Raw genomic sequence first — 24,340 nt, forward strand, 5'->3', positions numbered from 1 at the left:
CCCTCCTTAGACGCCATGACGAAGTTTTTCAAGTCGTTTACTGATGATCGTCTTCAAAAAGTGGCGCTGGTTGTCCGTCACAGGAATCGTTTTATCCGTAATGCCTTGCTCGAACACAGTGATAGATAGGGTGTCGTATTCTGTCGTCTCGAAGATGGAGCGCAGGATTTTCGGTTGCAGAACCTCACAGACACGCCATTCTGTTGCATCAGATGTCTCCTCTTTCGTCTCAATGCTCTTCGATGCCACTGAGGGACCGAGTTGGAACGGGATTCGGAGCGTATTCAGGTCGAGATGGGCATGCGCGCATGGAATCACGAGATCGTTGATGGAACGTTCTGTATTAAAGTCATCCGCTAAGTATTCATAGCGGTATTTCATCGCCGTCCGTCCAGTCAGGAAGAGGGGATAGGACTGGATCCGTTTCTTTTGTTTATCTTGTCGTTTGATGACACGGATGATCAGCATCTCGCCTTCCTTCAATCCCATCACTTCTGTTGCCGTCAGCAAGCGTCGGCCATCAACGCTTTCCGTCTTCGATTTCGAGAGTGAGAAGGTCTGTCCGGAACGCGACTTCGTGACGATTGTCTGCTCGCCGAGTTTCTTCGAAATTAGTTCTGCTGTTGATTCATCTGCTGTCAGTAGGTAATGCGTGTTTCCGCAGTTCCCGTCGATTGTCTTCCAATCCTCTCCGTAAAGGTTCTCGAGTTGCGCGTAGGACTGGATGACGAGGTTGAAACGAATGTTCCGACCGAGACAGACGGTGATGATGTTCGCCATCCCTTCAATCGCTGGCATGTTCCCAAATTCGTCGAGCAGGAAGATAACCTGGCGTTCACAACGTCCGCTCGTCGCTTGCGAGGCGACACGAGCGAGTGAGGTATAGACTTGTTTGACGTACAGTGAGGCGATGACGTTTAACGTCGGATCGTAGTCCGGGACGATCAGGAAAACGGCAACTGGACGCGGATGTTGGCGGATCTCACGGATGTCGATCGGAGCATCGGTCGTACCGTCGAAGATCCCATTCACCTCGTCCTTCCAACCCGATAGTGCCACGGTGTACTTTTGCCCTTCACTTTCTACTGTGATGGAAGATCCGACATCGAGTGTTTCTTCATGATGCAGCACGAAACTCCCATCGTCGTCCGTCGTCAAGGCGAGCTGTTTTCCGCTCGGAAAGCAGAAGGACAGTCGTGACAAGGGGAGGGCACGTCCACGAATCCAGCGGTTGAAGCCAATCAGCTTCATGTCGAGTGAGTTTTGTGCCGTCAATCGTGCCGTCGCATCAAGAGTGAAGATCCCAAGTTTGGCATTCGTGTTCGCCAGGATACTGGCGCGCGTCTGGCCACCGGAGAAATGAAGCGTCGCATACTGCATGCGTGCCGGATGATTCTCTGGGAACGACGCGAAGAAGGCGTCGAGCGCCGATTGTTCCTGTCCCATGTCATCCGTGACTATCCGAGATCCGAGATCGGACAGCATCAGGGCGACGTTATACATCGTGATTTTCTCCGGTTCGTGTTTCCCCTGTTCACAAAGTCCAAGAATCAAGGCGGTACAGAGGTCCGTCGAGGAATTGCTCCAAAATGGATCCTTCGCTTTCGGATCATGGTAGAGCATGTAGGCGACCGAACGCGCATACTGTTGGGCGAGGGAGTAGTTCTCGTCCAGGTAAGCGTCGATCGTCAGCTGCAACAGGTTATAGGACATCGATTGAGACGGGTTCATCAGATTCAGGACCTCGACTTGATACCCACGTGCCTCGAGTGTTTCTTTGGAGGCAGCGAACAGTTCGCCTTTCGGATCATTGATGATTAAACTCGCTTGCCGTTCGGCACGGCTGTAGAGATCGATCGTCGAGAAGACGAACGTCTCGCCTTTCCCGGATCGGGTCGTCCCGATGACGAGATTGTTGACGTCACTGTCATCGATGTAGAGGCGATCACGATAGCGACCGACCGGGACGCCACCGGATCCGGTGTACGTCTCTTTGCGGTCTGGAACGTCCCGATACTGCTGTTTCAGCTCTCGGAACGTCGTAAAGCGAGCACTTCCTTTCTGGGCTGCCTTAAGATCGCGGAAGTTGAGCCAATACTTCCATAAGAGAAACCCTCCCAGGAGGAAGCAGGCACCGAAAAGCGCGAACGCGAGGGAGGTCGACCATGCGAGCGTCGTCCACCAACTCGGATCGTATTGAAGTGGGGAACCGGTCGTCAACTTCCCGTCCTGAAAGAGATTTTGGATTGTCTGCTGCAGGAACTGAAACACCACATTGAGTACTAAGAACAATACAATGGGTAAAGCGATCAAAAAGGCAAGGCATCGCCACAGCCAAGTGGATGTAGCGAGGGAACGAAGTGAGAAGTTCATCATTATTTCATTCACCACACTTTCATTACAGAAGAGAAGAAGCTTGTCTTTGCTTCGCTTCGAGCGACTCATTGAGCTTCTCGAGCTCTTTTTTGTCCGTTTTCTCCGATAACTGTCGTTTTTGATCTTCGAGTGCTTGAATCTCTTCATCCAGTTGGACAAGTGTTACCACTTGCTGTTTCAGTTGTTCGTCTTGGATCATCTTGACGCTTTCTTGTGCCTTCGTCACATCTTTCAACGCGATGTAGGCACGTGTCTTCGCCTCCTTGCGCACGGTCGTCATCTCGACGTCCGGGATTGAGACCGCACGTTTATAGTCTTTCTCTAGGATGGCGAGATCGAAGGCACCTTCATCCGTCGGATGGACCGCTTGGAAGGCTTGCAGTGTCTCTTGACGGTCTGTTGCGAATGGCTTCGACTGCATGATGATCGTCTCGACATCGATCGGATTGTTCGTCACAGCAACCGCCTGATCGTAGTCTTGATTTTCGACGTACTGGGTAATCAGGAACTGTTGTTGTTCGTTACTCAATGACTTTTGTTTTTCCAGACGCTGCATGAGTGCATCGGTCTTGCCATTTAACGCTTCTTCATAAAGTGGTTGCCAATCCCCTGACGATGCTGCACGGACATTGCTTGGTGAGTCGGGCTGTGTCAGTTGAACGATGGATAGCGCACCGAGGAGCAAAAGACACACACCACTGACGCTATAGACGAGACGACGTTGCCCGCGACGTAAGCGGGAGACATGTGTCGTATCCGGATGTTGCTGAATTGCCGACGCCGTCATCGTCTTGTAGGATTCCGGTGTCAAACGTTCTAGGTTCTCGAGTAATAGAATCTTTTTCGTCGCATCCTCCTTTCGGATCCGGATACGCGGGATTCGATCCTTCAGCTGCAGATAAAGGTTCGGATAGGTCAGATCACCAAACTGGAACGTTCCTTTGTAGACGAGCTGGTCGGCATCATCAAAGATCCGGAACTCGCTCGCAAACCGTTCGTTCGCTTGTTGAGCTTCTTGATGGACTTGAGTCGATAATAAAAGCGCTTCCTCATATGGGAGACGCTCATAGTTCGGAAAGGCATCTTTCGGTACATCCGTGAAACGGACGAAGAGCATACATTCTCCTCCTTTAAAACGAGACATCGAAACGAAAGCAATAAAAAAAGCCATCCACTTTGGAATGACGGTCTGTGTGATCACTTCTTCAATTAAAATTTGATATTATCGTTGACCATCTCAGCCAGCGTAAAGGCACCCATGACGATGATCAGACCGACGGCACCACCGACGAGCCAACCGACTGCTTTCGATCGTCCACGATCTCCCCCGAAGATGAAGTAAAAGCCACCAACTGCGAAAGCAATGGCTGCTGCGATGACAGCGAGTCCTTGAAAGAACTGGAGTAAGCTGAGTCCTGTCTCATTCAATCCCATCTGTTTTCCTCCTTTCAATCCCGTGACGCGGATGCAGTCGATGTGAAGTTCAGTTTTGAGTCGAGTGCTTCTAAGATTAGTTCTTGGTTCTCTTGGATGACGAGTTGATGCTGGGCGTCGAGCCACTCTTCATAGTCTTTTCCTTGAATCCGGAGCAACTTCTCGGCAAAGGTCTTGTTCTGCTTCTGTTCACGTGTCGGCATGGCGTACACTCCTTCCTTGAGGTCGATGCGCAGCAGCACATCCTTAAGGACAGTCGAAGTGAAGCAAGGCGGTGGGTTTAGAGCACGTTCCCCCACGAACTCTGATATCCAAATACCGGAACATCTGTCTAGGGTTTTTCGCTGACCCTCAACGAATACGTGACCTGTAGGCGAGTTTTAGGCGACTCTCGCCGAACCATTTCTGCGTATATCCCGCTCATCCGGTCACATATGAGGGACACGCCGGTATGTGATTGGAGTGACTGTCCTTAGCGATATGCTGCTACGGTCATCATTTCCTCGATGATTGTTCATTTCACTTCGTAAGTGGATACGTATTCATTCGTCGTCATTATTGAATCAATCTGCGACGCGAGACGTGGATCAACTCGTCATCCGGATGCTTTCGTTTGGCGATGACTTGATTCTCTCCGACGACGGTCCGGATCCGATAATAGAGTTGCGCAATCTCTTTTGTCTCCTTACTCTCTTGCTCGATTGCAATTCGACCATGTAGTTGATAAGTCTTGCCATCAAATGTGCGGACAGAATCCGCGAGTGGGAGCTCCGCTAGATCGAAACGTTCCTGCTTCAGGTGCGACCAATTTCGTTTCTTCTCCATCCTCAAGTCGAATTCATCCCAAGGGATGGATCCTAGTGTCTGTTCACAGGCTGTCGCAAGGATTTGGACATCTAGGATAGAAGGAAGTGAACGACTTCGCTCATAGGAACTGATGGCTGCTTGTGAAATCTCTCCATATGTCTTTTCAGCTAACTGTACCTGACTCCAACCATGTTCTAGACGTTCTCGTCGTAACCACTCTCCGAATCGGTACATATACATGCTCCTTTCCTTCGAGAACTAAAGTATGACAATGTTTTCCTAGTGATAGTTAGAATATAGCAGATTATTCTGTCAATTCAACAACTATTTCAATATGTCAGTATGATTACTAATGTCGAATTATGTCAGACATAACAGCTTCAACGGTTTCTCTATATATTTCACTCATTATTTTGTACTCCGCAACAAAACTGTAATTGTACTTTATGGATGATTTTGAAATTAAGCTTTTATTGTTTTCCTAATTTTCATCATTTCTTTATTTTTTCTTCTACTTTTTAATTTTATTAATATATTTTATTTTATCATTAAACACAAAAAAACCCCCGAATGGAGGTCTTTTATAAAGTTTCTATAATTTCAGGGTTCAGTTCAATTTTAAGATGCAGATTTCGTAGGATCATTAAATTGAGAAACTACTGTAGATGCCATTTTACTAAATTCATTAAACTCTCTTGTCAGTTCAATTAAATCCGTTAAAACAATTTGTTTTAAAGCTTGATTCGAATGAGATACTATGAGCTCAATAAAAGGTTGTATTGTTTTGCTTAAATATCTTTCTCTCGCTTCTAAAAGTTCAATCCGATTTAACTGAAGAAGTCTTATAGTATGACTTCCTTTCTGTGTTCTACCAACTAAAAAGCTTCCTGCAAAAAAAATATGTTTATCAATATCATCAACGTATGGATCTAAAATAGGAAGATTAACATCATAATAACTTCCTTTGTTATTATTACACACTTGACATCCTATAGTTAGATTTTCCCATTTGAACCACATGTCGCTATCATGTGTTTTGGGAATAACATGCTCGATATCACCAAATCCAGTAGCTAAAAATTTACTCTCGCAATATGCACATTTTTTAAAAGTTTCTTTTTTTAACTGATCTTTTATGTCTTTATGACTATATTTACTTTTTATATATGATCGTATTTTTTTCCCTTTTGCCTTTTCTTTAAGTTGATGTAATTTTAATTCGTCTGTCCAAATTTGATAATTATCAGATAAAATTTTAGGCTCATCTAATTTAATTAATGTTATCATTATCATTCTCCAAAAGAAGGTTTAATAGGTCTGGTAGTTTATTAATAAGTCCTTTTTCATGTAATGTTTTTTTTAATTTATTATAATCCTCTAATGTCAAAGAAGATGAAGTTTTGTTTTCAAGTTGATTTATTGTACTTTTTAACTCTTTTTCCATCCAAATTGGCATTGTAACTGAAACACCTAAAACTTCTTTTAGTATCTCGAATGCATCTCCGGAATTAGTATCAAAATCTAATTCGTGACTATTAATCATATTTTCATTATTGTATTTAAGCGCATAAACTTTACAATCATTCACTGAATTAATTACAAAAGGACTATGTGTACTTATTACAAATTGTGCATTAGGAAACGTTTCAAGAAGTTTGGGAAGAATTTCTCTTTGCATAGATGGATGAAGATGATTTTCTAATTCATCAATTAAGACGACATAATTATCACTCTCAAAATCAACTATAAAAACTTGCCAAATTATATCTATCAAAGCACCTATTCCTCCAGAAACAGCATCTAAAAGATAGTTTCCTGACTCTGTCTCTAATACTACTTCTCCTGAACCAATATATAAACTTTTAAACTTTATATGATCGGGTAACATTTTTCTAAGAATTTGATTAAATCTATTAAACATATTTTTAAAATCCAAATTTCCTTCTACAAAACTATTACTTTCACTAAACAAAGCTAAGGATATTATAGATTTCTTCATAGTAATAATAGGAGATTCTGCGTCAGCATAATTTAATGCTCTTCTCTTGATGCTCTCAAAATAGTCTTTAATTAGTTCATTAGTATCCGATGCATGAATTGGAACAGATTCAATCTTTTCATAAGTATAAGTGTGCCTATGCGAAGGAATATTTAGACCGGGAATTCTTAAATGAGCTCCTCTAACATACTCCATGACAGAATTTGAGAACGATTGTTCCTCCTCTATAGATTTATCTTTTTTATTTTTTAGATTATAATAGTCGATTGGCTCATATTTTGATGTGAAGTTATATGAACTGTCTTCAATTTTAACTGGAACATAATATGAAAAGACACCTTCATCTAGTTCTATTTTCCCTATTTTTGCATGATTATCAGTTATATGAGCATAAGGTTCATGAATTTCTTCATCAAAATCATCTAAAAAGCCACTACCTAAAAGTATCTCTCTTTCCCGGTTGTTTAATTCGATGAGTCGAACTTCTAGATTGCCATCATAGGGAATATAACGATTACGATAATAGTTAGATTTAAGACTGTTTAGCTCTTCGAGCTCTTTTATTTTAATTTTTTTTAAACTATTTTTATAAATTTCTTCTGTAAGACCAGCTCTAAATGAGGATACTTCCTTTTCATTATTACTTCGAACAGGATTAGATACTTCTGCGTATCCCCATCCCATATCAGAAGAAAGCATTCTAAATAATGTACTTTTCCCTGCACCATTAGATCCAGTTATTATAGTCACTTTTGGATGAAAATCAATTTTAACTGTATTGAATTGATTCCATTTATTTATACTTAGGTTTTTAAGCATTATTAATCTCCTTAATTATTATCTTGTTATTTATATAATACCTGTTATTTATACAATACCTTTAGTAACATAAAAAGTAAAATTTACATTTTTTTAGTTCTATAACAATGCTATTTTATTCTTTCCTTAATAAAAATAAAAGTGAATTTTGATATCAATATTTTTGTATTTATTTCGTTAAATATGTTTGTAAATCCGTAATCGTTCAAAACTGCAATATCCACAAAATCTAATTCCGAATAGCTAGATTTTATGATTAAGATGAGACTATCAAATTAGATGATCCGAAAAAGAATGTTTACTGTCCTCCTTCGAAAGGGAAGAAACCGATGGAAGCACTGGACCGATTGAAGAATGATTTAGCGAACAGTGCCGACTGGAATGTGACGATCGCGGTCAGTAAGAAAGACCTGGAGAAGCTCGTTGTCGCCTATGAAGCCTTGAAACAGGAAGGAGACGAAAAAAAGAAATAAGATGAACGCGCTCCAATCCGGAGGGCGTTTTGTTTATCGATGTGTGAAGACTTGATACATCCGGTAGATTTCACTTTGCAATAGTTCGTGTCAGTGATGACGTCGAGCATGTCGTGTGGCGCAATGACAGAAGCGTTTTTTCTTCTCTGGTACGAGGAAGGTATAGGTTGTCTTCCGAAGATTGGGCTAAGTGCCTTCGATTTCTGCAATCGATTGGTTCGATATGACCGGAGAAAGATGGACCATGCTCGAACGAGCGAAGAATTGACCAGTCGGGACGCTTTCTAGTGTGAACGGGTGAGTTGTTGGATTTACATAAGTGATCCTCCTATGGGTGTGAAAATTAGCTTCAGTAAACGGAAAAAATTTCCAGTTGGAACGTCGAAAATATAACTTGACAAGCGAGGATAATAAGAAAATCCGACACTTACATGCCGGGTTATTTCAGATAAGCAGTGGGTTATCTCTCATAAAATATGAATGGAACTAGGGTCTTTGAATATCGGGTTGGGTTTGTTGAAATTCAGTCCGTGAATAACGAAATGTTGTCGTTTCGAGAATTCACGCATATAGTCTTTACTGACGATGACGTGGTCGATGAGTGGAATCCCGATCAAGTATCCGGCGTCGGTCATGCGGTCTGTCGCCTGGACGTCTACCTCGCTAGGCTCGGTCATTCCGGAAGGATGGTTATGCGCTAAGGCATAGTACGCAGCTTTACACATGATTAAAATTTTGAAAATTTCACGTGATGCATCAAGGAAGAATTGAGCTGACCGACGTGAGCAATGTGAACACCGATCACCTCATTTTTTAGTTGAGGGCGATGACGAGGAAGAGGAAGTGCTCCCGGTCTTTGTCGTCGATCAATTTCTTAGCGACTGTGGCGAGCGTCTTAGGGTTACGAACCGGGTCATAGCTCAATTGCTCATCGAGTACCTCTTCGACCTTGTACATACGAATGGAACGATAGGTCTTCTTCAGGGATACGGATTGCTCCAGTGTCTTCGGTTTTTTCATGATGATTCTTCTTTAGAGGGCGTCTTACAATGAGCGGAAGTACGTTTCGATTTCGCTCCGCTGGATGTTGCCGTTCATGAAGTTCAAGAGTGCGAAGCGGAGTCGATCGAGTACCAGGTAGGCGGGGCCAGCGACGGTCAGCTCGACAAGTACTTGTCGATCCGACGTTCCCTTGTCGATGACCTTGAGAGGTGGTCACCGACGCCTAACGGTTGTCCTGTGACGACGTCGATCGATATGGGACCATGAATGTCGATGTCATAGACAGTATCGACTTGCTGGCGTTGTTCTTCTTCGAGTTCGAATGGTTCCGTGGGAGTGCTCCTCTCATTGGTGTCTCCTATATTATAAGACATGCGGATTGAAGCACTACCTCCATATTCACAACAAGGTATCGTGAATCCCTCCCTCAATCGAATCATACAGGTCTGAGTTGTCGAAATGGCGCAGGTTACGCGCAATCGTTTTGAGGTCGTCTTTCGAGTAGTGGATGGTGATGCCTTTTTCTTATTCGACCTCGCTGATGATATTCTCGATTTGCATTTCAATGACGGACCAACTGTTCTCTTCGACGAACTTTCCTTTGAGATGAAGAGCTTCTGCTTTAGCGTCGAGGGATGGGATGTTTTCGAGGTGACTGATAATTATTTGTAAGAAGTTTATTTGATTTTCTTCGACATAAAATAAAGGCATGTTGTTATTCCCCTTTCGGATTTAAGGACCTAACCAGCGATTGACGATGACAGCGTTACAGAGCCGGCAGATGCACTCGCCCAAGATGACTTCAATGATCTCCAGCATGACACTTTCCTCCTTCGTCAAAAATAGGATGGTCGTATTCGAACCGACTTCTTTCGCGTTGTTACGAATGCTCTTACCAAGCTACCTTTCTTCACTCTATCAATCACAGTTATATGCGTTCAAGACCATGCACTTCGACGTCGTTGTGTGCTTCGGAGGTCAGGATTGTTTCGATTTCGGTTAAGGCATAAGACAGGTATGTCGGCATAGATCATCCGCTGCTCGAGTAACGTCTTCGGACATTTGACGACGCTCCCGTATTTCTCGAAGGTATGGACGATGGCAGCGTCAAAGATGCGTGGAAGTTCGAGCGAGACGAGTTTTGAAATGAAACGATTGATAATATTCTTCACGTTGCATAATGTGTTCTTCCTATTGGGTGACGAGGCAGCGGGTCGATATCAGATTTCAAAGTTGTGATTGAAGTTAGCGATTTCGCGGACGAACTCATGATGGTACTCGACATATACCTGGTTGACCGTCGCCTGAAAAATATCGTAGCTGAGTCCTTTCTGCACGTCTTCCTTCGCAACGACGACGAGGAGGTAAAGTAAACGAAATGTAGCTCGAGAAGATCAGAGACGATGAGACCTCGAAAGAATGCAGGGTACCGATATTCGTTAACATGAGTCCGTTTTCAGCGTGTACAACTATGAAAATATATATATGTACAACCATACATAAGTACATGTACACGAAATTTCAGGCAAAGAAAATAGTTCTCAAGGCGCTAGTATGATGCTTTCTCGTCGCTCAATCGCTTCAAGGTTTTAGAGCATCTTCTTGAGTTGCGGAAGCCGATATTTATACCCTTTAATCGCGTGCTCCAACTTCTCGAGGCTCTTGTTCAGTTCCGCGATCCGACTGTCGATCTGCTTCATGCGAAGTGCCCCTTTCAGGTCGTCGACAGGAACTTGACGGGACGTATTCCTTGTCCGCGAGCAATCGGTCAAGTTCTCGTTTCTTTGCTGGTAAGGCAAGGATGGCATGGGGAGCGTTCGTTTCAAGAAGTCGGATGGAGATACGAATGACGTCAATTTTCTTCATGATATGTGTCACCTTTCGGAAAGAGTAAAGCGTCTGCTTTACTCTTTATAAGATTAAAGATGTGATTTCAATTAAGCGAGTAGCTAGCTGATTCATAGTCGAGTCCTCTTGATGGATGTCGAAGTTCGTGAGGACAACGAACATTTCGTCGGTTGTTAAGTGGTGTTGTGTAATCCTACAAAGGACACTCTAAGTGCTATTAATCACCTGAATAATCACAATTTTATTTCCAATTATAAAATTTATCTTCCCTTCACCACGTTTAATCATAAAAACTATTTAATCCTCGTAAAATTATCGATACGTCGGTTTTGGACACATTTTCGTATGGATCAAATCGGGTTATGTATCTGAGTGATTATACTCTATCCAATATTTAGGAATTAAAATATTTATTTCAAACACCTTAATTACAATAAAAAAATTATGTAAATCATACAACCAGGTGAAAGTATGTTCGCATCTCAGTATCTAGATGCGTGAAATAGTAATTGGCTTAATACCAATAATAAAATGTCGTGAAATTATCATTTCACGCAATGATGTGAAAAATAGCAAAAAAAAGAGAGCGATCTGAAATTCGAGGAAGAATCTACTAATCGTCGATTTACAATTAAAATAAGGGAATAAGTCGTTTTTTCGTTCAGTTGCATCGAGTCAGGTGGTTGGTCATTGAATTGATTGTCGATGCAACTGAGAGCGAAATTAAAAATAGGTGTTTATAGATGCAAATCTAACGTGTATGAACGATTGGCGTCAAAAAAGGAAGAAAGAAACCAATTATAGGAGTTCCAGGCGTTAGCGAAATCGTACAAGTAATTGATCAAGCGTGATACTAACTAAAGATGGATTAGCGATTTCTTAAGAAGCACGAGATCAATTTTAAAAAATAGGGTATATCTCTTCATGTCGTTTTTGATCTTGGTCTCAAGCACTCTTCAGATAAGAATGAAAATGTATCTATGATCATTTTGTAGATAATGAAGGAGACTTTTTTCGTGTTGTTATTTTTGGAATTATAGTAAATGAAATAAAAAAATCCATTTTTTTAAGAATGCATTTCCTTGTTTTCTAGATAACTGCTTATTCTCTAATGTTTTTGATGACTTTACCTTGGAGTCAATCAATCCCGTTCATCAAGAAATGACGGATGCGCCGACCGTGAATAAAATCAATCGCATTGATTACATCGAGAAGGCAATGAAGTATATCTAAGATGCGATCCCCTTCACAACAAGCGTCTATGTTCAGACGCTCGACTCGGAATCGAAATCACTCCAGTAAATCGCGAAGTACTATACGAAATACATCGAGGTGTTGGAGTTCGAAGTCGGCAAGCTGCAGTGCGAGCAAGCGCGATGCGATTCAAGAAGCTTGGTAACTATATGAAAAGACAGGTCAAACCTGTCTTTTTTAGTTTAGTGGATCAATAGCGGCGAACAGTCTGAACGAGCAAGCTCCAATTTTTTTCAGCATGGCGTCGATCTGTGCCATCACCTTCTGATATTGTTTCAGGTACAGATATTCGGTTGTCTTGGAGACGACCATATGGAACACCCTTCGTCACTTAACATCTTGAAGGTGTTAAATTACTAACCGTTTGGATCGATTTGGAACATTGTTGTTGTCGAAATAATATTTTCCAGGCATATATCGTCAAGTGTTGATAGTTCAAGTTACGATCTTTCGTTGATGCTATAGAGTTCCGTGATATCCTTCGTTTTATACTAATTGTCTTGATCGTTTCTTTGATCATAGCGCCTAATAGTTGAATCACAAATCCTTCAGCCATTTTGCGTGTATATGTACTCGAATATAACTATATATATGTACTCATTCATACTTGAGTACATAAATTTATGTATGGTTGTACACATCATAAATTTATTATTCGTAGCGGATATATTTCGAATGCTCTTTAATCATTGCAATGAAGATATCGTCTCTTCATAAATCAACTTCTCACTCACCATCTAAAAGAACTGATTGTGAAATTGCCTCTCGTTCCTCACAAAGTTTCGTTCTTCTTTAACACCTCGTCAGATCGTGATCTCCCATCACACTCGAAATGACGAGTCCCATCGAGAGATCGATAAGATACTATTTCATAGTAGGCAATGATGTAAATCTTCCCGTACCGATGGTTAAATCTATTCGTCATAGTATCTCCCATCAGTAATGTCTGTTTATTCAAGATAGCGTCTAATAGTTCTTTCTATCACCTAATCGATGTTATTGATGATGAAATTCAAGTTATCGTAGTTTTCCATTCCTCCTTTAATTGATGTATTACGATTTCCTCATTTTGTGTGGATGATTTTTATTCACCATACTAATCACAGTTATTCGACGACAATAAAAAGAAGAGACCTCAAGTCCCTTCCCTTCAATCCGAGTCCTCACGGTCATCGATGAATCCTTCCAGTTGGAATTCATACGAGATGGATTCATGATCGACATAGCTCCGCATCATGAATTCCGTCTTCCGGAGATTCAAGTTATGCACTAAGCGGTACGACAGATGATTCGTCCCAACGAATCCAAAATTTCGGATCATCTGCAAGAGCCCCTTTTTGTTATCCTCCGTCAGAAACGGTGTGTAAGCCGACGCTTCACTGAACGTCATGTCGAAAATATTGCGCGGCACGAAGTTCGGCGGCTTGATCCGTCGTGGTTCGCGGAAGCCATCCACGTTAATAATGCGGTCATCGATGAAATGCGGCAAGCTGAATTCGCTGTGTGGATTCACATGCACATCATCGACCCCGAACGATTTCACTTGATACTCGATTCTTTCTTCCTCCAGTTCCAACATAAGACGATACGGAGCAAAGGTGACCTTTCCTTCTACGCAGATGAATCCTCGCTCTTGCAGCAAACGGATCAGGTCGTCTCCTTCATGCAACATCTCGACGAGTCCCTGTTCTTTTAATTCGGTGTAGCGGACGACGCGCGGTGCTCTGACTGATTGCTTCCTCAATGACGTTACCTCCTTGTCAACCTTTACTACCACTCATGCCACCGTTTCTCCTGCCTAAACACGAGAAAACGCCACCCTCGTTTGAAGGTGACGTTGTATGATCAATCAATGATCGCGGTCGTCGGCGAAATGCGGCATGCTGAACTCATAGTCCTCTCCCCCACCGAATTGTATCTGGAACACGCGGAGATTATACTCCGTCCCGACGACTTCACCATCTTCGTGATGGCATTGATGTTCTTGCTCGTCAATCGTGCGAATCCGAACGTGAACAACTTCTTCCGCTGTCTGTGAGGTGTGGACGCCGGTTCCACCGTTCACGCGATTCTTGATCTCGGTCAAGGTAATCGGACGCGACGTCTATTTTTGTTGGCGTGTCTTGTGCTGTGCCTCCATCTTCATCCACTCCAGTCCATCAATTAATCACCGCGTTTCTTAGTATCTCTTCTATTATACGTGGCAAGCGGTAGCGGATTTCATCAGCTTAAAAAAGAACGACCGAAGTCGCGCTCAATATTCATCGACTCGTCCTTTGTACCAGAGTTGACCGTAGAGCGGTTCGTCGGTATAGCGGGCGTTAAACTTGAATTTCTTCCCGCCAAGCGTCTAGTAAATGTGCAGGAAACAGCGTTTCTTCCAAATCCATGACCATTTACCGATTTGATGAATCTTGACTTTGCCGCGGGTCTTGAGTGCTTCGTGTTGTTCATGATGATTCCTTCTTTTGGTGTGATTCAAATTACCAATCACAGTTAACAAGACGAATCATGGAACGGTCAAAAAGTCTATCCGAGTGTCGAGAAGATCAAAGGAAGTACGACGAGAAGATAGATCATCGAACAACTTTTATAGTTTCGATACACTATTTCATCAACAAATGTCCTTTTTATCGCGTTTTTGGCAAGTACGGAAATAGGAAGGATGAACACGATGACGGATGATTCGTTCAGCGTCGTCATCGATTTCTCTAGCAATACCAAAGTTTCGTTTTCGACGTCACACCGAATAACCGCACATTCGTTTTGATTTTGTGACACAATGACGTACATGAGGAGAGCATACATCAAAAAGGACGTCGCCCCTCCTTATAACTCCAATCATTTTCAAAAATAGATATCATGTAAAAAAATTTTCGGATGGCGCCGCATAGAATACAGGGAAGAAAAGGGCGTGCGTTTCTGGATCATTATCAGACACCTTTTCCCGACTGCTCGGACATCTGAGCGGAATATTCATAAAGTTTGCGAAGTATATTGACTTTGAAACCTCTAATGGTTTCGATGAGGAAGTATCGGGGGTGACAAGCCATTTTGGTCACGCGGCGGTCTTTTATTTCGAGTTCCCAGTTCGGCATTTGCATTCGCTTCGAAATGTGAATCGCACCTGATCGGCTGACGAACAAGCAGCGAACACCACTAAACGGATTCGTTAAAGCCGCGGAGCCACTTTGCTACAAATCGGGATTCTTCGATTTCGTCACAATCATACATCTCTTACACTGTGAATCGCATTTCGAGCCATTCGCGGTCACAGTTCTCATATATGCTCGAAATATCTCTTGTGGAGGCGCTACCGGTTCAGCTGGCCGGTAGCAAATTCCACCATCATGTCACCTTTCGTGCAGATTCCTTTTCTATATACACTGTTCGGGGAATCATATGCAAGCGGTAACTCACGTTGAGGATGTTCGGTCTCACCGGGTATGTCGTTTTTTTATGACGCCAGCAATACCAACGAAACACAGTAAGGATTACCCCTCGTTTACTAGATGTAGTTCATCAGTGAGTCGAACTTCGGTCGCAAACCTGTCATAATTTAATCTATGATGTACACATGGAGGGATTCTTCAGGGGAACGATTAAAGGATTCAATTAATACGCCTCGAATGGAGTATTTGTTTTACTTTGAAACGAATCAATTCGTCCGTACGATGACAGCTTGGCACAGCGTGATTCCGCTGTTTGACGCATTCCGATATTTGTTCGGAAGACGTTTATCGACATCACAAAAATTATCGTATGTAGTAGAATAAAACACATGTATTATCATCGGCATCAGGTAGGTCACCTGCTGCTACTCCAATTCAACGCACTATTTTAAAATTATGCTTGTCAGTAAGGTCAGTTATGCTTGTTACTAGGCATGTTGCAGCCCCATAATTGAATGAGTGAAGGCGTACGAAAGTGCCCTTCCGCTTCATCAACGTTGGCGTATGCTTATGAAAATCAAAAAAATTAAAATTGTTGTTAAAAAAATCTCCTATTTTTCCTATATATTTTAATGTCACCATCGTTTCACGAGAAGGAGACCTGCTCAGTTCGTCTTGATCATACGACTGCAGCGAAGCCATTCAACGCAATAACAATCATCATTTTTTCCTGAACGTGCAGAAATCGAGCGAAAACGAGCGAATTCCTGCAAAATTCTATCAAAATGGGTGCAATATCGCACTCTAATCGGCTGTAAACGGACGAGACGTCGTCTGAGTGCCGCTGAGCCAACATGCATAAAAACAACCAGACCCATCAAAGTTAGCGCGGTGCCGACGCCATTCTCGACGTGGTACCCGTTGCGAAGAGCAGAATTGCGGATCACGAATCTGGGGTATAAATTAGGAACGAATGTTCTTTATTTTTCGAAACCTAGAGGAGTGATTCACAATGACGCGATACGTCAACCGCGGAAACTTGAAATGGGTATTATTTCTCATGCCTGAACACGAGGCGATGCTCAAACAGTATCACCGGGAAGTACATCAACTGGATGTCCCGAATTACGACGAGCTATTGGATCCACAAATCGAAAATGTGTTGAATGATGCAATCTTTAACGGAGGGCTCCTCCGTATTGTCACGCATCACACCGAAATCGAATATAAGTTCAACGCATATGTTGAGAAACTCAATTATGAAAAAGACACTATTTTACTACGAAAAAGTAATTTCCAAGAAGAAATCGTACGCTTCGATCAGCTGATTGGTGCCTCGACAGTCTTCTAAGTATATGCCTGATGTGCACGACCATCTCCTCGAAGCGAGTGGAGTCGTCCGATGCCAATACGTTACGAAAGTGTCCGATTTAGACATAAAACTGTCGAAAAAGGACATAAACTGAGCGAATTTGCTTGTTTTAACAGTCGTATTAGGGGTAATATACTTATGAAGGATACGTGGTACTATCCGGACCCGCCTGGGGGCACACTTGTCTTTATGTTTTTACAAAGGACAAGCTGAGAAATAATACACAGGAGCATCCCACTGGAGAATGTCCAGTCGTACCGTACGATTAATTTTCGGGAGTGACCCTTTTTCGAGGGTCACTCTTTTTTGTAGACTTCATTCTAAGGAGATTAATCGTGATGAAACGACTAAAAAATCGTCCTGACTTCTTTGATCAGGTTACTTTATTTGGTCTACTCGAAATGTATGAAGAACATTTCGCAAACAAGACCTTTATTTACGAGACTGACAATAAAGTCTCTCCGCTTCAGATTCATTTCAAGTATGCGCAGTTCCCTCACTTGATTGGATTGCATTATTTTAACTTAGGGACAAACCTTGAGATCAACACCATGATCAAATCAGGCGAGCTGACGATCGCTTCTCTTAAAGAGAAGAACCCGCAAACGTATGAAGAAATGGAGTACCGCATCATGTTCTTCAGTCTAATGGTGGAATTGATGACCAATCCAAAAATCGGTGAAAAAACAAGAGGACCAGCTAAGGTCATGTTCTATTGTTACGACACCCGGTACAACTGGGTGTATTATCTTGGCGTCAGCAACGTCGGCTCCGAAGATCCGGCTGTTTTTTATCCGATGACCTTCATAGAGGACCAGGGTCCGAAAGCGAAGAAAGCGGATCGTATTCAGGCACCTTACAAATCGATGCGGATTCTTGATTCGAACGGACAAGAGATTCACAGCGTATCGTTCAAAAAATAAAACGAGACAAAACGATCTTCGGATCGTTCTTTTTTTGTTCTCTTTCACACGACCACGATACAATTTGCGAAAAAAGGGTATAGTCAGAGCCAACCTCAAGCATATGAACCTGCTGAAGATACCGTTACCAGCTGTTTTATAAATATCATGAAGTACAAGATCTGGATCATCTCGATTATGCGAAAGATCAAACCGAACTGTTTTACCAGTTCGGAGAACATCATCCATGTATGACACCGGGCACACTGCGTTATTTGAGCGGTATTGGCAAAAGGAAGGAGAACCCAAATGAAACGCATCATCCACATGATCAACCTGTTTGAATACTATGAATTGCCGTCTCACTTCCGTCCTGTCGTCCTCTAGCAAATGTATAGCGTTCCATCCAGTTCGACAGCGATGACATGAAAAAGAGTTTAGAAGTCTTCCTCGATCGTTTCCTTATGAAAGCACCACTTCTAGTGATTGATGTCGAGGAGTAAACCTTCGAGGTGCGGTTCGAAGATGCCGAATTTTCATTTCTATTCGAAGACGAACGGCACGATTCAATGCATCGTACGCCTATGAATCAGCGGATCAGTGGTTCTTGACCGGCGTCTATACCGATTGTTATTTCTTTGACTATTTCGGACACGTCGCCCGCATCGCTCGAGCAAGATATTACACAAGCGTTCTGATTCGTCTTGAAGAAGTTCATCCATGTCATGAGTACTGATCTGAGTACGAAAGGAACGCTCGTCAAGTATGGACGGGATCATCATCTACTTTATTTCACGAAGGATGGATTCCCGTATCAGACAGTTCAACAAACCTGGCAAGTGATATCATGATGCTCGAAGGAAAGATTGATCGGTTCATCAAAAAATGTGTCGTGACCCATCAGGAAGACTAGTGCGATACGGAACTCCATTTCCATCGGCAATATCCTTATGGTCTCTTGTTACTCCGTCGTCACGGCGTCGAATATTCCTGTGACGCGAAGTCCGAGGTCTACGAACGGGAGACATTCCACTATTACTTTAACCAGCAAGTGACCGAGCAAAGTGATCGAAATCACTTCTTCCGGATCGACGAGGAGTAAATCCGAGAAGTCCCCCCCACTTCGCTCCAAGTTACTTTTTGAACACATTCAAAGTAAACAAATACTCGCACGTAAACATTCATACTCCATACAAACATATAATCATACATGTACATATATACTCACGTATGTTTGTACACATCAATAGAGCGCGCGATAGCTACTGTATACAATCAATAACAGACCCTATCCGATCTATATAAATCTACACCTGTCACAACTCGCCAAGATTGATTTTTTTAGGTACGATGAACGAGTCAAAACTGTAAAGGGGATATTAGCATGCCTGAGACGAACAATCAAAAAGGTCGTGAACAATATCAAAACGAATATATGCAATCACGGGTCGTCATGGATCTGATGAACAAGGAAATTCGTCGCCTGAAGAAAAAAATCAAGAAGATGCAGGACAAGATCAAAGTATATGAAACAACTCAGTCGAACATCAAAATGTTGCCCGTCGCGGAACTCTTGATCGAACCAATTAAAAAACATGTCGGGCAACGATTATTCCCAACGAGTGAATGGCAGCATTTCTGGTATTTGGTCCCCGGTGATATTAAATATATCGAGAACTTCTGGATCGGTGACAATAGCGTACATTGCCTCATCGTCTATCAAAATGATTCGTCTTCACCCGACCTATCGTATCTCGGTCACCCGACCGTTAAGAAAATTGAAGAAGGTAGCGTCGCCATCGGATATCGAGAAGACCGCCATCACCATGACCTTCCGGAAGAGTACGATGAAATCACGGATATCGTCCTCGACCTTTATTCGAAGGAAAACTATGAGTTGTTCCTGGAACGATTCCCGACCGAAGGAAAACTATTTACATGATGTCGTAAGTACATGTACTCGCGTATGGTTGTACTCAAGTATATTTTCATGGTTGTGCACACCAATAACACTGTCAGTAAGCAAGTTTTATTATAAGAAAAGAGAGAGAATCGATGCGCTACCAGTCCAAACCACGACCGGTCCTAGCGTTTTGCTTTGGTGTCGACACGTGGTCAATAAGGTTTTCGCGAGCGGAGGACACGTTCACACGTGCCTTATGCATCATCTGAATGACGCCGCCCGTCTATTGTCCGGAAGGGGATTTCATAATTTATTCTGAAAGACATATTTCGCATCAATCAAAGCAAGATTTTAAGAAGTTCCATGATGCGGTACCGGACGAGGAAAGTAGTTTCCGGTAAATGGCAAGTTCGTGATTTTGTATAGCTAAGGATTACGTGACAATCAACGAGCTGCAATTATCAAATAAAGGAATAGCGTTTCAAAGAGATCGTCAAGAAAGTCGTTCGACAAGGTCTCGATGTTCGCAATACGAACAAAGACATAAGAGCAGAAAGAATCTTCGCTCTTATGTCTTTGTTCAGAAACGCTTACTTTTCAGAAAACATGTAATGAAATCCGTTTTCTGACTGGATAGCTGTAAACTCCTTGCTCATTCTAGTTAAAATCTGTAGTCGTTCTTGAATCAGTGCAACGATTTCTTCATCTGTTAAGTCGAGATCTAGAAAAACACCGTATGCAAAAATATCCGCGTTAAACAAATCCAAAGCGCTAAAGTCACCAGTGCGACGTTGAAGTTGCTTTCCGAGTTCACGGATTTTTCCATCAACATCGCGTTGCTGTGCTAAAGTAATTCGGTCACTCCAATATCTGAGTTTGGGCATGCGTTATTCCTCCTTTCCTCTAGGATCACAGGTTGTCCTGCGATCTTATAACTCATCTCATCCGTTGGATGAAGAAATTGAAACAATCTCCTCAATTATTTTTTCATCTCAGTATTATATTTTTAATCTCTTCTGTTTTTTTATTTCAGATGTCCTTTTACGATCATGATTGTTTACTTATCTCCGTTCTCTTTTGAAAATATGAACCAAAGATAGCCAGCTCAATAAGCTTCTTATCATTCTACAGCTATAGAAAAAGCCATAAGAGCAGGAGGAATTTTCGCTCTTATGGCTGTGTTCAAAAACGCTTAGTTCTTAGAGAACATGTAATGATACGTGAGTACCATTTTTAAACCGATGTTTTGTCGAGTTCTTTGTGACTCTTTTTAGATTTTCTGCGATATCAAATTTATTTTTTTATTATTTTAATTGTATTTACGTTTGGTATACGTATGCGCATCGTATTTAGAAGACGTTATGAATCGAGCGTTGTATCGAAAACGTCAGGAAACAAATGAACGTGTCTTCGAAGACGCTAAAGAAAAGCATGGTATGCGTTAGACCTGTTCGTTACTGTGGAGTAAAAAAACGACGCTTCAAGCGATATTTTCTTTCATTGCCTTGAATCTTAAAAAGCTCGCGAATTGGTCTTGAGATTCCTGGGATCCATGTCTTATTCGTATTTTAGTCACTATTACGTACAACAAACCCTCATTTCAACTGCGAAATGAGGGTTTGTTTACAATCTGAAGAGCTGCTATATCGGTAGATCTTCGTTTATTGTCCAGCTTTATCGAGAGCTTCTTCGATAACTTTTGCCATTGAAATTTCTTTGTCGAAAGCAATTTGACGAAGGCGTCTGTGTAATTCCCTTGGTACTTGTACCGTATGACGTTGCGTTGTTTGCGGTAAAAGTGGACTACGTTTACCAGTACGTGATGTATTTTTTAATAAGTCTTCGTTCATCCGTTTGCTCATGAGGTAACCTCCTCTTCAGAGTTAAATTGATTAATGCGACCGATCAGTTCAAGAGCGAACTCGCGGTATTGTTTAAGAGCATCTTTGTCCCATCGATCGCCATCTTCGTCGAGTAGACCGTGTTCTCCCCAAGACTTGATACGCTCGCGGTATAGGATTGTCGAATCGAACATTGCATCTCCAAATTGCTCCGCTGCTTGTTTCATGACTCGTGTGTCACTACTTGCCCCCTTCGTGAAGATGACAGATAGAATACCAGCGATTTGAAGATCTTCATTGAAATACGTGATTGTTTCAGCAAGATACGGCAAGAACTTTTGCGCTGCCCGGAGAGACGTACCATGAGTCTGCAAGGAAATCACGAGAAAATCTGAAGCTACGAACGCATTGTTTGCGTTATCCGATAACGTCGGTGGAATATCGATGAAAATGAAATCGTACTCCTCACGTAACGGTTCAATCAATGCATGAAGGACACTTGCACGTGCCTTGAGTCCCCTGAATTTATTCAAATACAGTTGCAATCCGACTAGGTCAAAATCAGATGCAATCAAGTCGAGATTTTCACGGACATTGTATAAGGCAAGCTTCAAGTCTCCCGCTTGAAACGCTTCGAACACGGTCATATTCTCGTCTAGATTCAAATCAGGCATTAAGAACGCTGTCGCATCGGCTTGAGGATCGAAGTCAACGACGAGAGTTTTAAACCCCATCTTTGCAACTTCGTGAGCGACACCGACTGTCGTTGTCGACTTTCCAGATCCACCCTTGAAGTTCGAAATATTGATGACGATGGCTTGTTTCGACATGAAAAGAAACCTCCCTATGAAAAAATATTTTCATTCATAATACGATGAGTTATACACTGTGATTAAGTATTTAGCCTGTATGGTTGTACACATTACTTATTAAGAATACCAGTTCAAGGAGAACGACAGCAAGGTGAAAAATAGAGTACCGAGATATTACGAAAGAAATCAGGCATAATCCCGTCGGATTATCAGTTAAATCTTAGAAAAACGTACATCAATTATGTGTAGTATAACCAATAGATCGAATCATTTTATAACGAGTTTCTTCTATATAAAAACTAAAATTAAAAATAAACTATCGTTCTTCGGTATGGTTGTACTCATTTACTTATGTATGGTTAAATACATATACACACACATATATGTACTTACGTATAGTTAAACACTTTCATTCATGTACTTTCCGCTGTCTTGTACTCATATATAGATGTGTACATATACATTTCTACACATGTTTTCAACTTATACTTTTTAAGTTAAAAACGATGTCTCATGATATGCTAATTACAATGACTTAAGGAGGAGATGCATTATGGATTCTACATCATCCACACAGCATAGACAGCTCGTTGTTTCTCAAGCAGCGAAGACATTGCTCGAAAATGATGTCACTGAACAACTTGCATCCATTGATATCGCTGACGTAGAAACATATGTCAATCAACTTTATGAAGAATACTATGAATATCAAAATGAAGAAGACGTTTATACTAAGCTCCGTTACTATTCGTTCAAAAAACTAAAACGTCGCTGGGTCCGCTCAGCAATTCGAAATTATCTTGAAAACAAGGGACCAATGAAAGAGCTGCGGGGACTCCACAAAATGTACCACGAATTTTGGAATATTGCAGGGAAAGAAGGCTTCCAGCGAAAGTTTTCTGTTGCTAGCGTTGAACAATTAATGCAAGAACACATACGTGAACTAGAAGAATGGGCTGAAAACAATAATCTCTTAATCCATACGTATCCACATTGGGGACAAAAGACTAAGAATCAACGAACAACGACCATGCGAACTGATATCCTCATGGTTATTGGTGAAGTGGCTAAGGAATTAAAACGTGCACAACCAAAAGCGCATGTAGCGACGTCTACCTCGATCACCGTACCGTTCTTCGGTCTATCAGATCGTATGAAGAACACGACCGAGAAGTTTAACCAAGGGGAAGGAACTTTGACGGACCTTTCACTAGACTTGCATGATTACTCAGCCGTCGTACCTAAATACAAGCAGGGTGTACCAAATAACCTCTCCGTCCTCGTTAGCAACGAGTTCCTTGCCGAACTAGATGGAAAGGTGCCTGATCTTGATTCACGTGATTTTGAAGCGTTCAACGAAATTCTTTCTTATCGCGATCTGACTTTCCAAACGAATCGAAAGATTGTGTTCCCTATCTCAAAGTTGGTCAAGAAGATTTATGGGAATGACAGTGGGAAGAGCTATACCCTTACAACGCAGCGTCTCGTTAAGTTAGGTTACTACCGGGTCGCGGTACGTAATGAGGATGGTGACCTTTCCATCTTCGGTCTATTTTCGTCCGTCAAAATCAGTGGAGCATCTGCTATCCAGCGCGACACGCAAATCACTGTGACTGTCTCGGAAGAGGTCTATGACGATCTGCTCAAGCAACAGATTATTAGCATCTACGGAGAGCAAATCGAACGATTGAAGGGCACGTTCGCCTATCATCTGTCGTTCGTCCTACAAAAAGAACGCCTCAACTCTTTCCAACTCAAGGAGGAGATCCCGGCGAAGCGGCACTGGCGACAGTTCACGCACTCTATCCGGTTCAATAAAAGTCGGAAAGCAGAAAACTTAAAGGAACTCGAAACGAATCTTGATCGAATTAAAGAACTCGATTTTATTATTCAAGACTGGCATCGTTCAGGAGATTACTACTTTCTTTACTTCCATCCCTTAGAACGTTGGGAACTTGATGATCGCAGCAATGTTCTTTCACTGTAAAAATAGAAACATTAAAATAGGTATAGAACAACTCAATCTAGTCGTATTATTGCCAATAGTACATGGGCAGTAACGTATCGACTGAACGTCAATAAGGAGGGGATTATGCAATCGTTAAT

24 protein-coding genes and 1 pseudogene are annotated in these 24,340 nt (G+C 42.1%); 6 read left to right on the top strand and 19 right to left on the bottom strand.

Annotation, left to right across the window (positions count from 1 at the left end; all coding sequences use genetic code 11):
- Positions 1-6: 6 nt before the first annotated feature.
- The 7 genes from A0126_RS15070 to A0126_RS15095 all read right to left on the bottom strand — a co-directional run bounded on the left by A0126_RS15070 (position 7) and on the right by A0126_RS15095 (position 7,435).
- Positions 7-2,376: a VirD4-like conjugal transfer protein, CD1115 family gene (locus A0126_RS15070; protein ID WP_162288275.1), complete on the bottom strand. Its 2,370-nt coding sequence runs from the start codon at positions 2,374-2,376 to the stop codon at positions 7-9.
- Between the two features lie 22 nt (positions 2,377-2,398).
- The gene (locus A0126_RS19345) at positions 2,399-3,493 is read right to left on the bottom strand and encodes a hypothetical protein (RefSeq protein WP_162288276.1); all 1,095 of its coding nucleotides are present in this window, start codon (positions 3,491-3,493) and stop codon (positions 2,399-2,401) included.
- A 92-nt stretch (positions 3,494-3,585) separates the two neighbouring features.
- The gene (locus A0126_RS15075) at positions 3,586-3,810 is read right to left on the bottom strand and encodes a hypothetical protein (RefSeq protein WP_050678812.1); all 225 of its coding nucleotides are present in this window, start codon (positions 3,808-3,810) and stop codon (positions 3,586-3,588) included.
- 14 nt (positions 3,811-3,824) lie between these two features.
- Entirely contained in the window at positions 3,825-4,013 is a 189-nt protein-coding gene (locus A0126_RS15080; protein WP_088838323.1) for a hypothetical protein, read from the bottom strand.
- Between the two features lie 352 nt (positions 4,014-4,365).
- On the bottom strand, positions 4,366-4,851 hold the full coding sequence (locus tag A0126_RS15085; protein WP_162288277.1) for a helix-turn-helix transcriptional regulator: 486 nt from the start codon (positions 4,849-4,851) through the stop codon (positions 4,366-4,368).
- A gap of 384 nt (positions 4,852-5,235) precedes the next feature.
- On the bottom strand, positions 5,236-5,904 hold the full coding sequence (locus A0126_RS15090) for an HNH endonuclease (RefSeq protein ID WP_157898507.1): 669 nt from the start codon (positions 5,902-5,904) through the stop codon (positions 5,236-5,238).
- Positions 5,888-7,435: an AAA family ATPase gene (locus tag A0126_RS15095; protein WP_088838326.1), complete on the bottom strand. Its 1,548-nt coding sequence runs from the start codon at positions 7,433-7,435 to the stop codon at positions 5,888-5,890. Before A0126_RS15095 ends, A0126_RS15090 begins: the two co-directional genes overlap by 17 nt.
- Before the next feature lie 329 nt (positions 7,436-7,764).
- On the opposite strand from A0126_RS15095, the gene A0126_RS19215 reads away from it, so the two are divergent.
- Entirely contained in the window at positions 7,765-7,908 is a 144-nt protein-coding gene (locus tag A0126_RS19215) for a hypothetical protein (RefSeq protein WP_157898508.1), read from the top strand.
- A gap of 467 nt (positions 7,909-8,375) precedes the next feature.
- Here A0126_RS19215 and A0126_RS19880 read toward each other — a convergent pair whose 3' ends face one another.
- The 8 genes from A0126_RS19880 to A0126_RS15125 all read right to left on the bottom strand — a co-directional run bounded on the left by A0126_RS19880 (position 8,376) and on the right by A0126_RS15125 (position 14,077).
- The gene (locus tag A0126_RS19880; protein ID WP_369834797.1) at positions 8,376-8,651 is read right to left on the bottom strand and encodes a JAB domain-containing protein; all 276 of its coding nucleotides are present in this window, start codon (positions 8,649-8,651) and stop codon (positions 8,376-8,378) included.
- 70 nt (positions 8,652-8,721) lie between these two features.
- Positions 8,722-8,928 (bottom strand): hypothetical protein, encoded by a 207-nt coding sequence (locus tag A0126_RS15105; RefSeq protein ID WP_088838328.1) that lies wholly within the window; start codon positions 8,926-8,928, stop codon positions 8,722-8,724.
- A 137-nt stretch (positions 8,929-9,065) separates the two neighbouring features.
- A complete protein-coding gene (locus tag A0126_RS19220) occupies positions 9,066-9,284 on the bottom strand; it encodes a hypothetical protein (protein ID WP_157898509.1) in 219 nt (72 codons plus the stop codon).
- A 151-nt stretch (positions 9,285-9,435) separates the two neighbouring features.
- Positions 9,436-9,621 (bottom strand): hypothetical protein, encoded by a 186-nt coding sequence (locus A0126_RS15110; RefSeq protein ID WP_088838329.1) that lies wholly within the window; start codon positions 9,619-9,621, stop codon positions 9,436-9,438.
- 227 nt (positions 9,622-9,848) lie between these two features.
- Entirely contained in the window at positions 9,849-10,082 is a 234-nt protein-coding gene (locus tag A0126_RS15115) for a hypothetical protein (RefSeq protein ID WP_088838330.1), read from the bottom strand.
- Positions 10,083-10,542: 460 nt separating this feature from the next.
- Positions 10,543-10,776: a hypothetical protein gene (locus A0126_RS19225; RefSeq protein ID WP_157898510.1), complete on the bottom strand. Its 234-nt coding sequence runs from the start codon at positions 10,774-10,776 to the stop codon at positions 10,543-10,545.
- Between the two features lie 2,386 nt (positions 10,777-13,162).
- A complete protein-coding gene (locus A0126_RS15120) occupies positions 13,163-13,756 on the bottom strand; it encodes a hypothetical protein (RefSeq protein WP_088838331.1) in 594 nt (197 codons plus the stop codon).
- Between the two features lie 105 nt (positions 13,757-13,861).
- Positions 13,862-14,077: a hypothetical protein gene (locus A0126_RS15125; protein ID WP_088838332.1), complete on the bottom strand. Its 216-nt coding sequence runs from the start codon at positions 14,075-14,077 to the stop codon at positions 13,862-13,864.
- Positions 14,078-16,416: 2,339 nt separating this feature from the next.
- Here A0126_RS15125 and A0126_RS15135 point away from each other — a divergent pair.
- Positions 16,417-16,755 carry a YolD-like family protein gene (locus A0126_RS15135; RefSeq protein ID WP_088838334.1) on the top strand — a complete coding sequence of 113 codons (339 nt, stop codon included), beginning with the start codon at positions 16,417-16,419 and terminating at the stop codon, positions 16,753-16,755.
- A 359-nt stretch (positions 16,756-17,114) separates the two neighbouring features.
- Positions 17,115-17,699, top strand: coding sequence for a PBECR4 domain-containing protein (locus A0126_RS15140; RefSeq protein WP_088838335.1), 585 nt, complete (start codon positions 17,115-17,117; stop codon positions 17,697-17,699).
- A 940-nt stretch (positions 17,700-18,639) separates the two neighbouring features.
- Here A0126_RS15140 and A0126_RS19230 read toward each other — a convergent pair.
- Positions 18,640-18,810, bottom strand: coding sequence for a hypothetical protein (locus A0126_RS19230; protein WP_157898511.1), 171 nt, complete (start codon positions 18,808-18,810; stop codon positions 18,640-18,642).
- A gap of 252 nt (positions 18,811-19,062) precedes the next feature.
- On the opposite strand from A0126_RS19230, the gene A0126_RS15150 reads away from it, so the two are divergent.
- Entirely contained in the window at positions 19,063-19,620 is a 558-nt protein-coding gene (locus A0126_RS15150) for a hypothetical protein (RefSeq protein ID WP_088838337.1), read from the top strand.
- A 551-nt stretch (positions 19,621-20,171) separates the two neighbouring features.
- Here A0126_RS15150 and A0126_RS15155 read toward each other — a convergent pair.
- Positions 20,172-20,465: a hypothetical protein gene (locus tag A0126_RS15155; RefSeq protein WP_088838338.1), complete on the bottom strand. Its 294-nt coding sequence runs from the start codon at positions 20,463-20,465 to the stop codon at positions 20,172-20,174.
- A gap of 477 nt (positions 20,466-20,942) precedes the next feature.
- Between A0126_RS15155 and A0126_RS19585 the strand changes: the two are divergent.
- Positions 20,943-21,119: pseudogene (locus A0126_RS19585) on the top strand (transposase); the annotation flags it as partial.
- Between the two features lie 123 nt (positions 21,120-21,242).
- Here the strand turns inward: A0126_RS19585 and A0126_RS15160 are convergent.
- The gene (locus A0126_RS15160) at positions 21,243-21,443 is read right to left on the bottom strand and encodes a hypothetical protein (RefSeq protein ID WP_050678793.1); all 201 of its coding nucleotides are present in this window, start codon (positions 21,441-21,443) and stop codon (positions 21,243-21,245) included.
- Positions 21,440-22,252 carry a ParA family protein gene (locus A0126_RS15165; RefSeq protein WP_050678792.1) on the bottom strand — a complete coding sequence of 271 codons (813 nt, stop codon included), beginning with the start codon at positions 22,250-22,252 and terminating at the stop codon, positions 21,440-21,442. The genes A0126_RS15160 and A0126_RS15165 overlap by 4 nt, the downstream gene beginning before the upstream one ends.
- Before the next feature lie 535 nt (positions 22,253-22,787).
- Between A0126_RS15165 and A0126_RS15170 the strand changes: the two genes are divergently transcribed.
- The gene (locus A0126_RS15170) at positions 22,788-24,221 is read left to right on the top strand and encodes a hypothetical protein (RefSeq protein ID WP_088838339.1); all 1,434 of its coding nucleotides are present in this window, start codon (positions 22,788-22,790) and stop codon (positions 24,219-24,221) included.
- Positions 24,222-24,340 lie beyond the last annotated feature (119 nt).

It is taken from the genome of Exiguobacterium sp. N4-1P, from assembly GCF_002214325.1.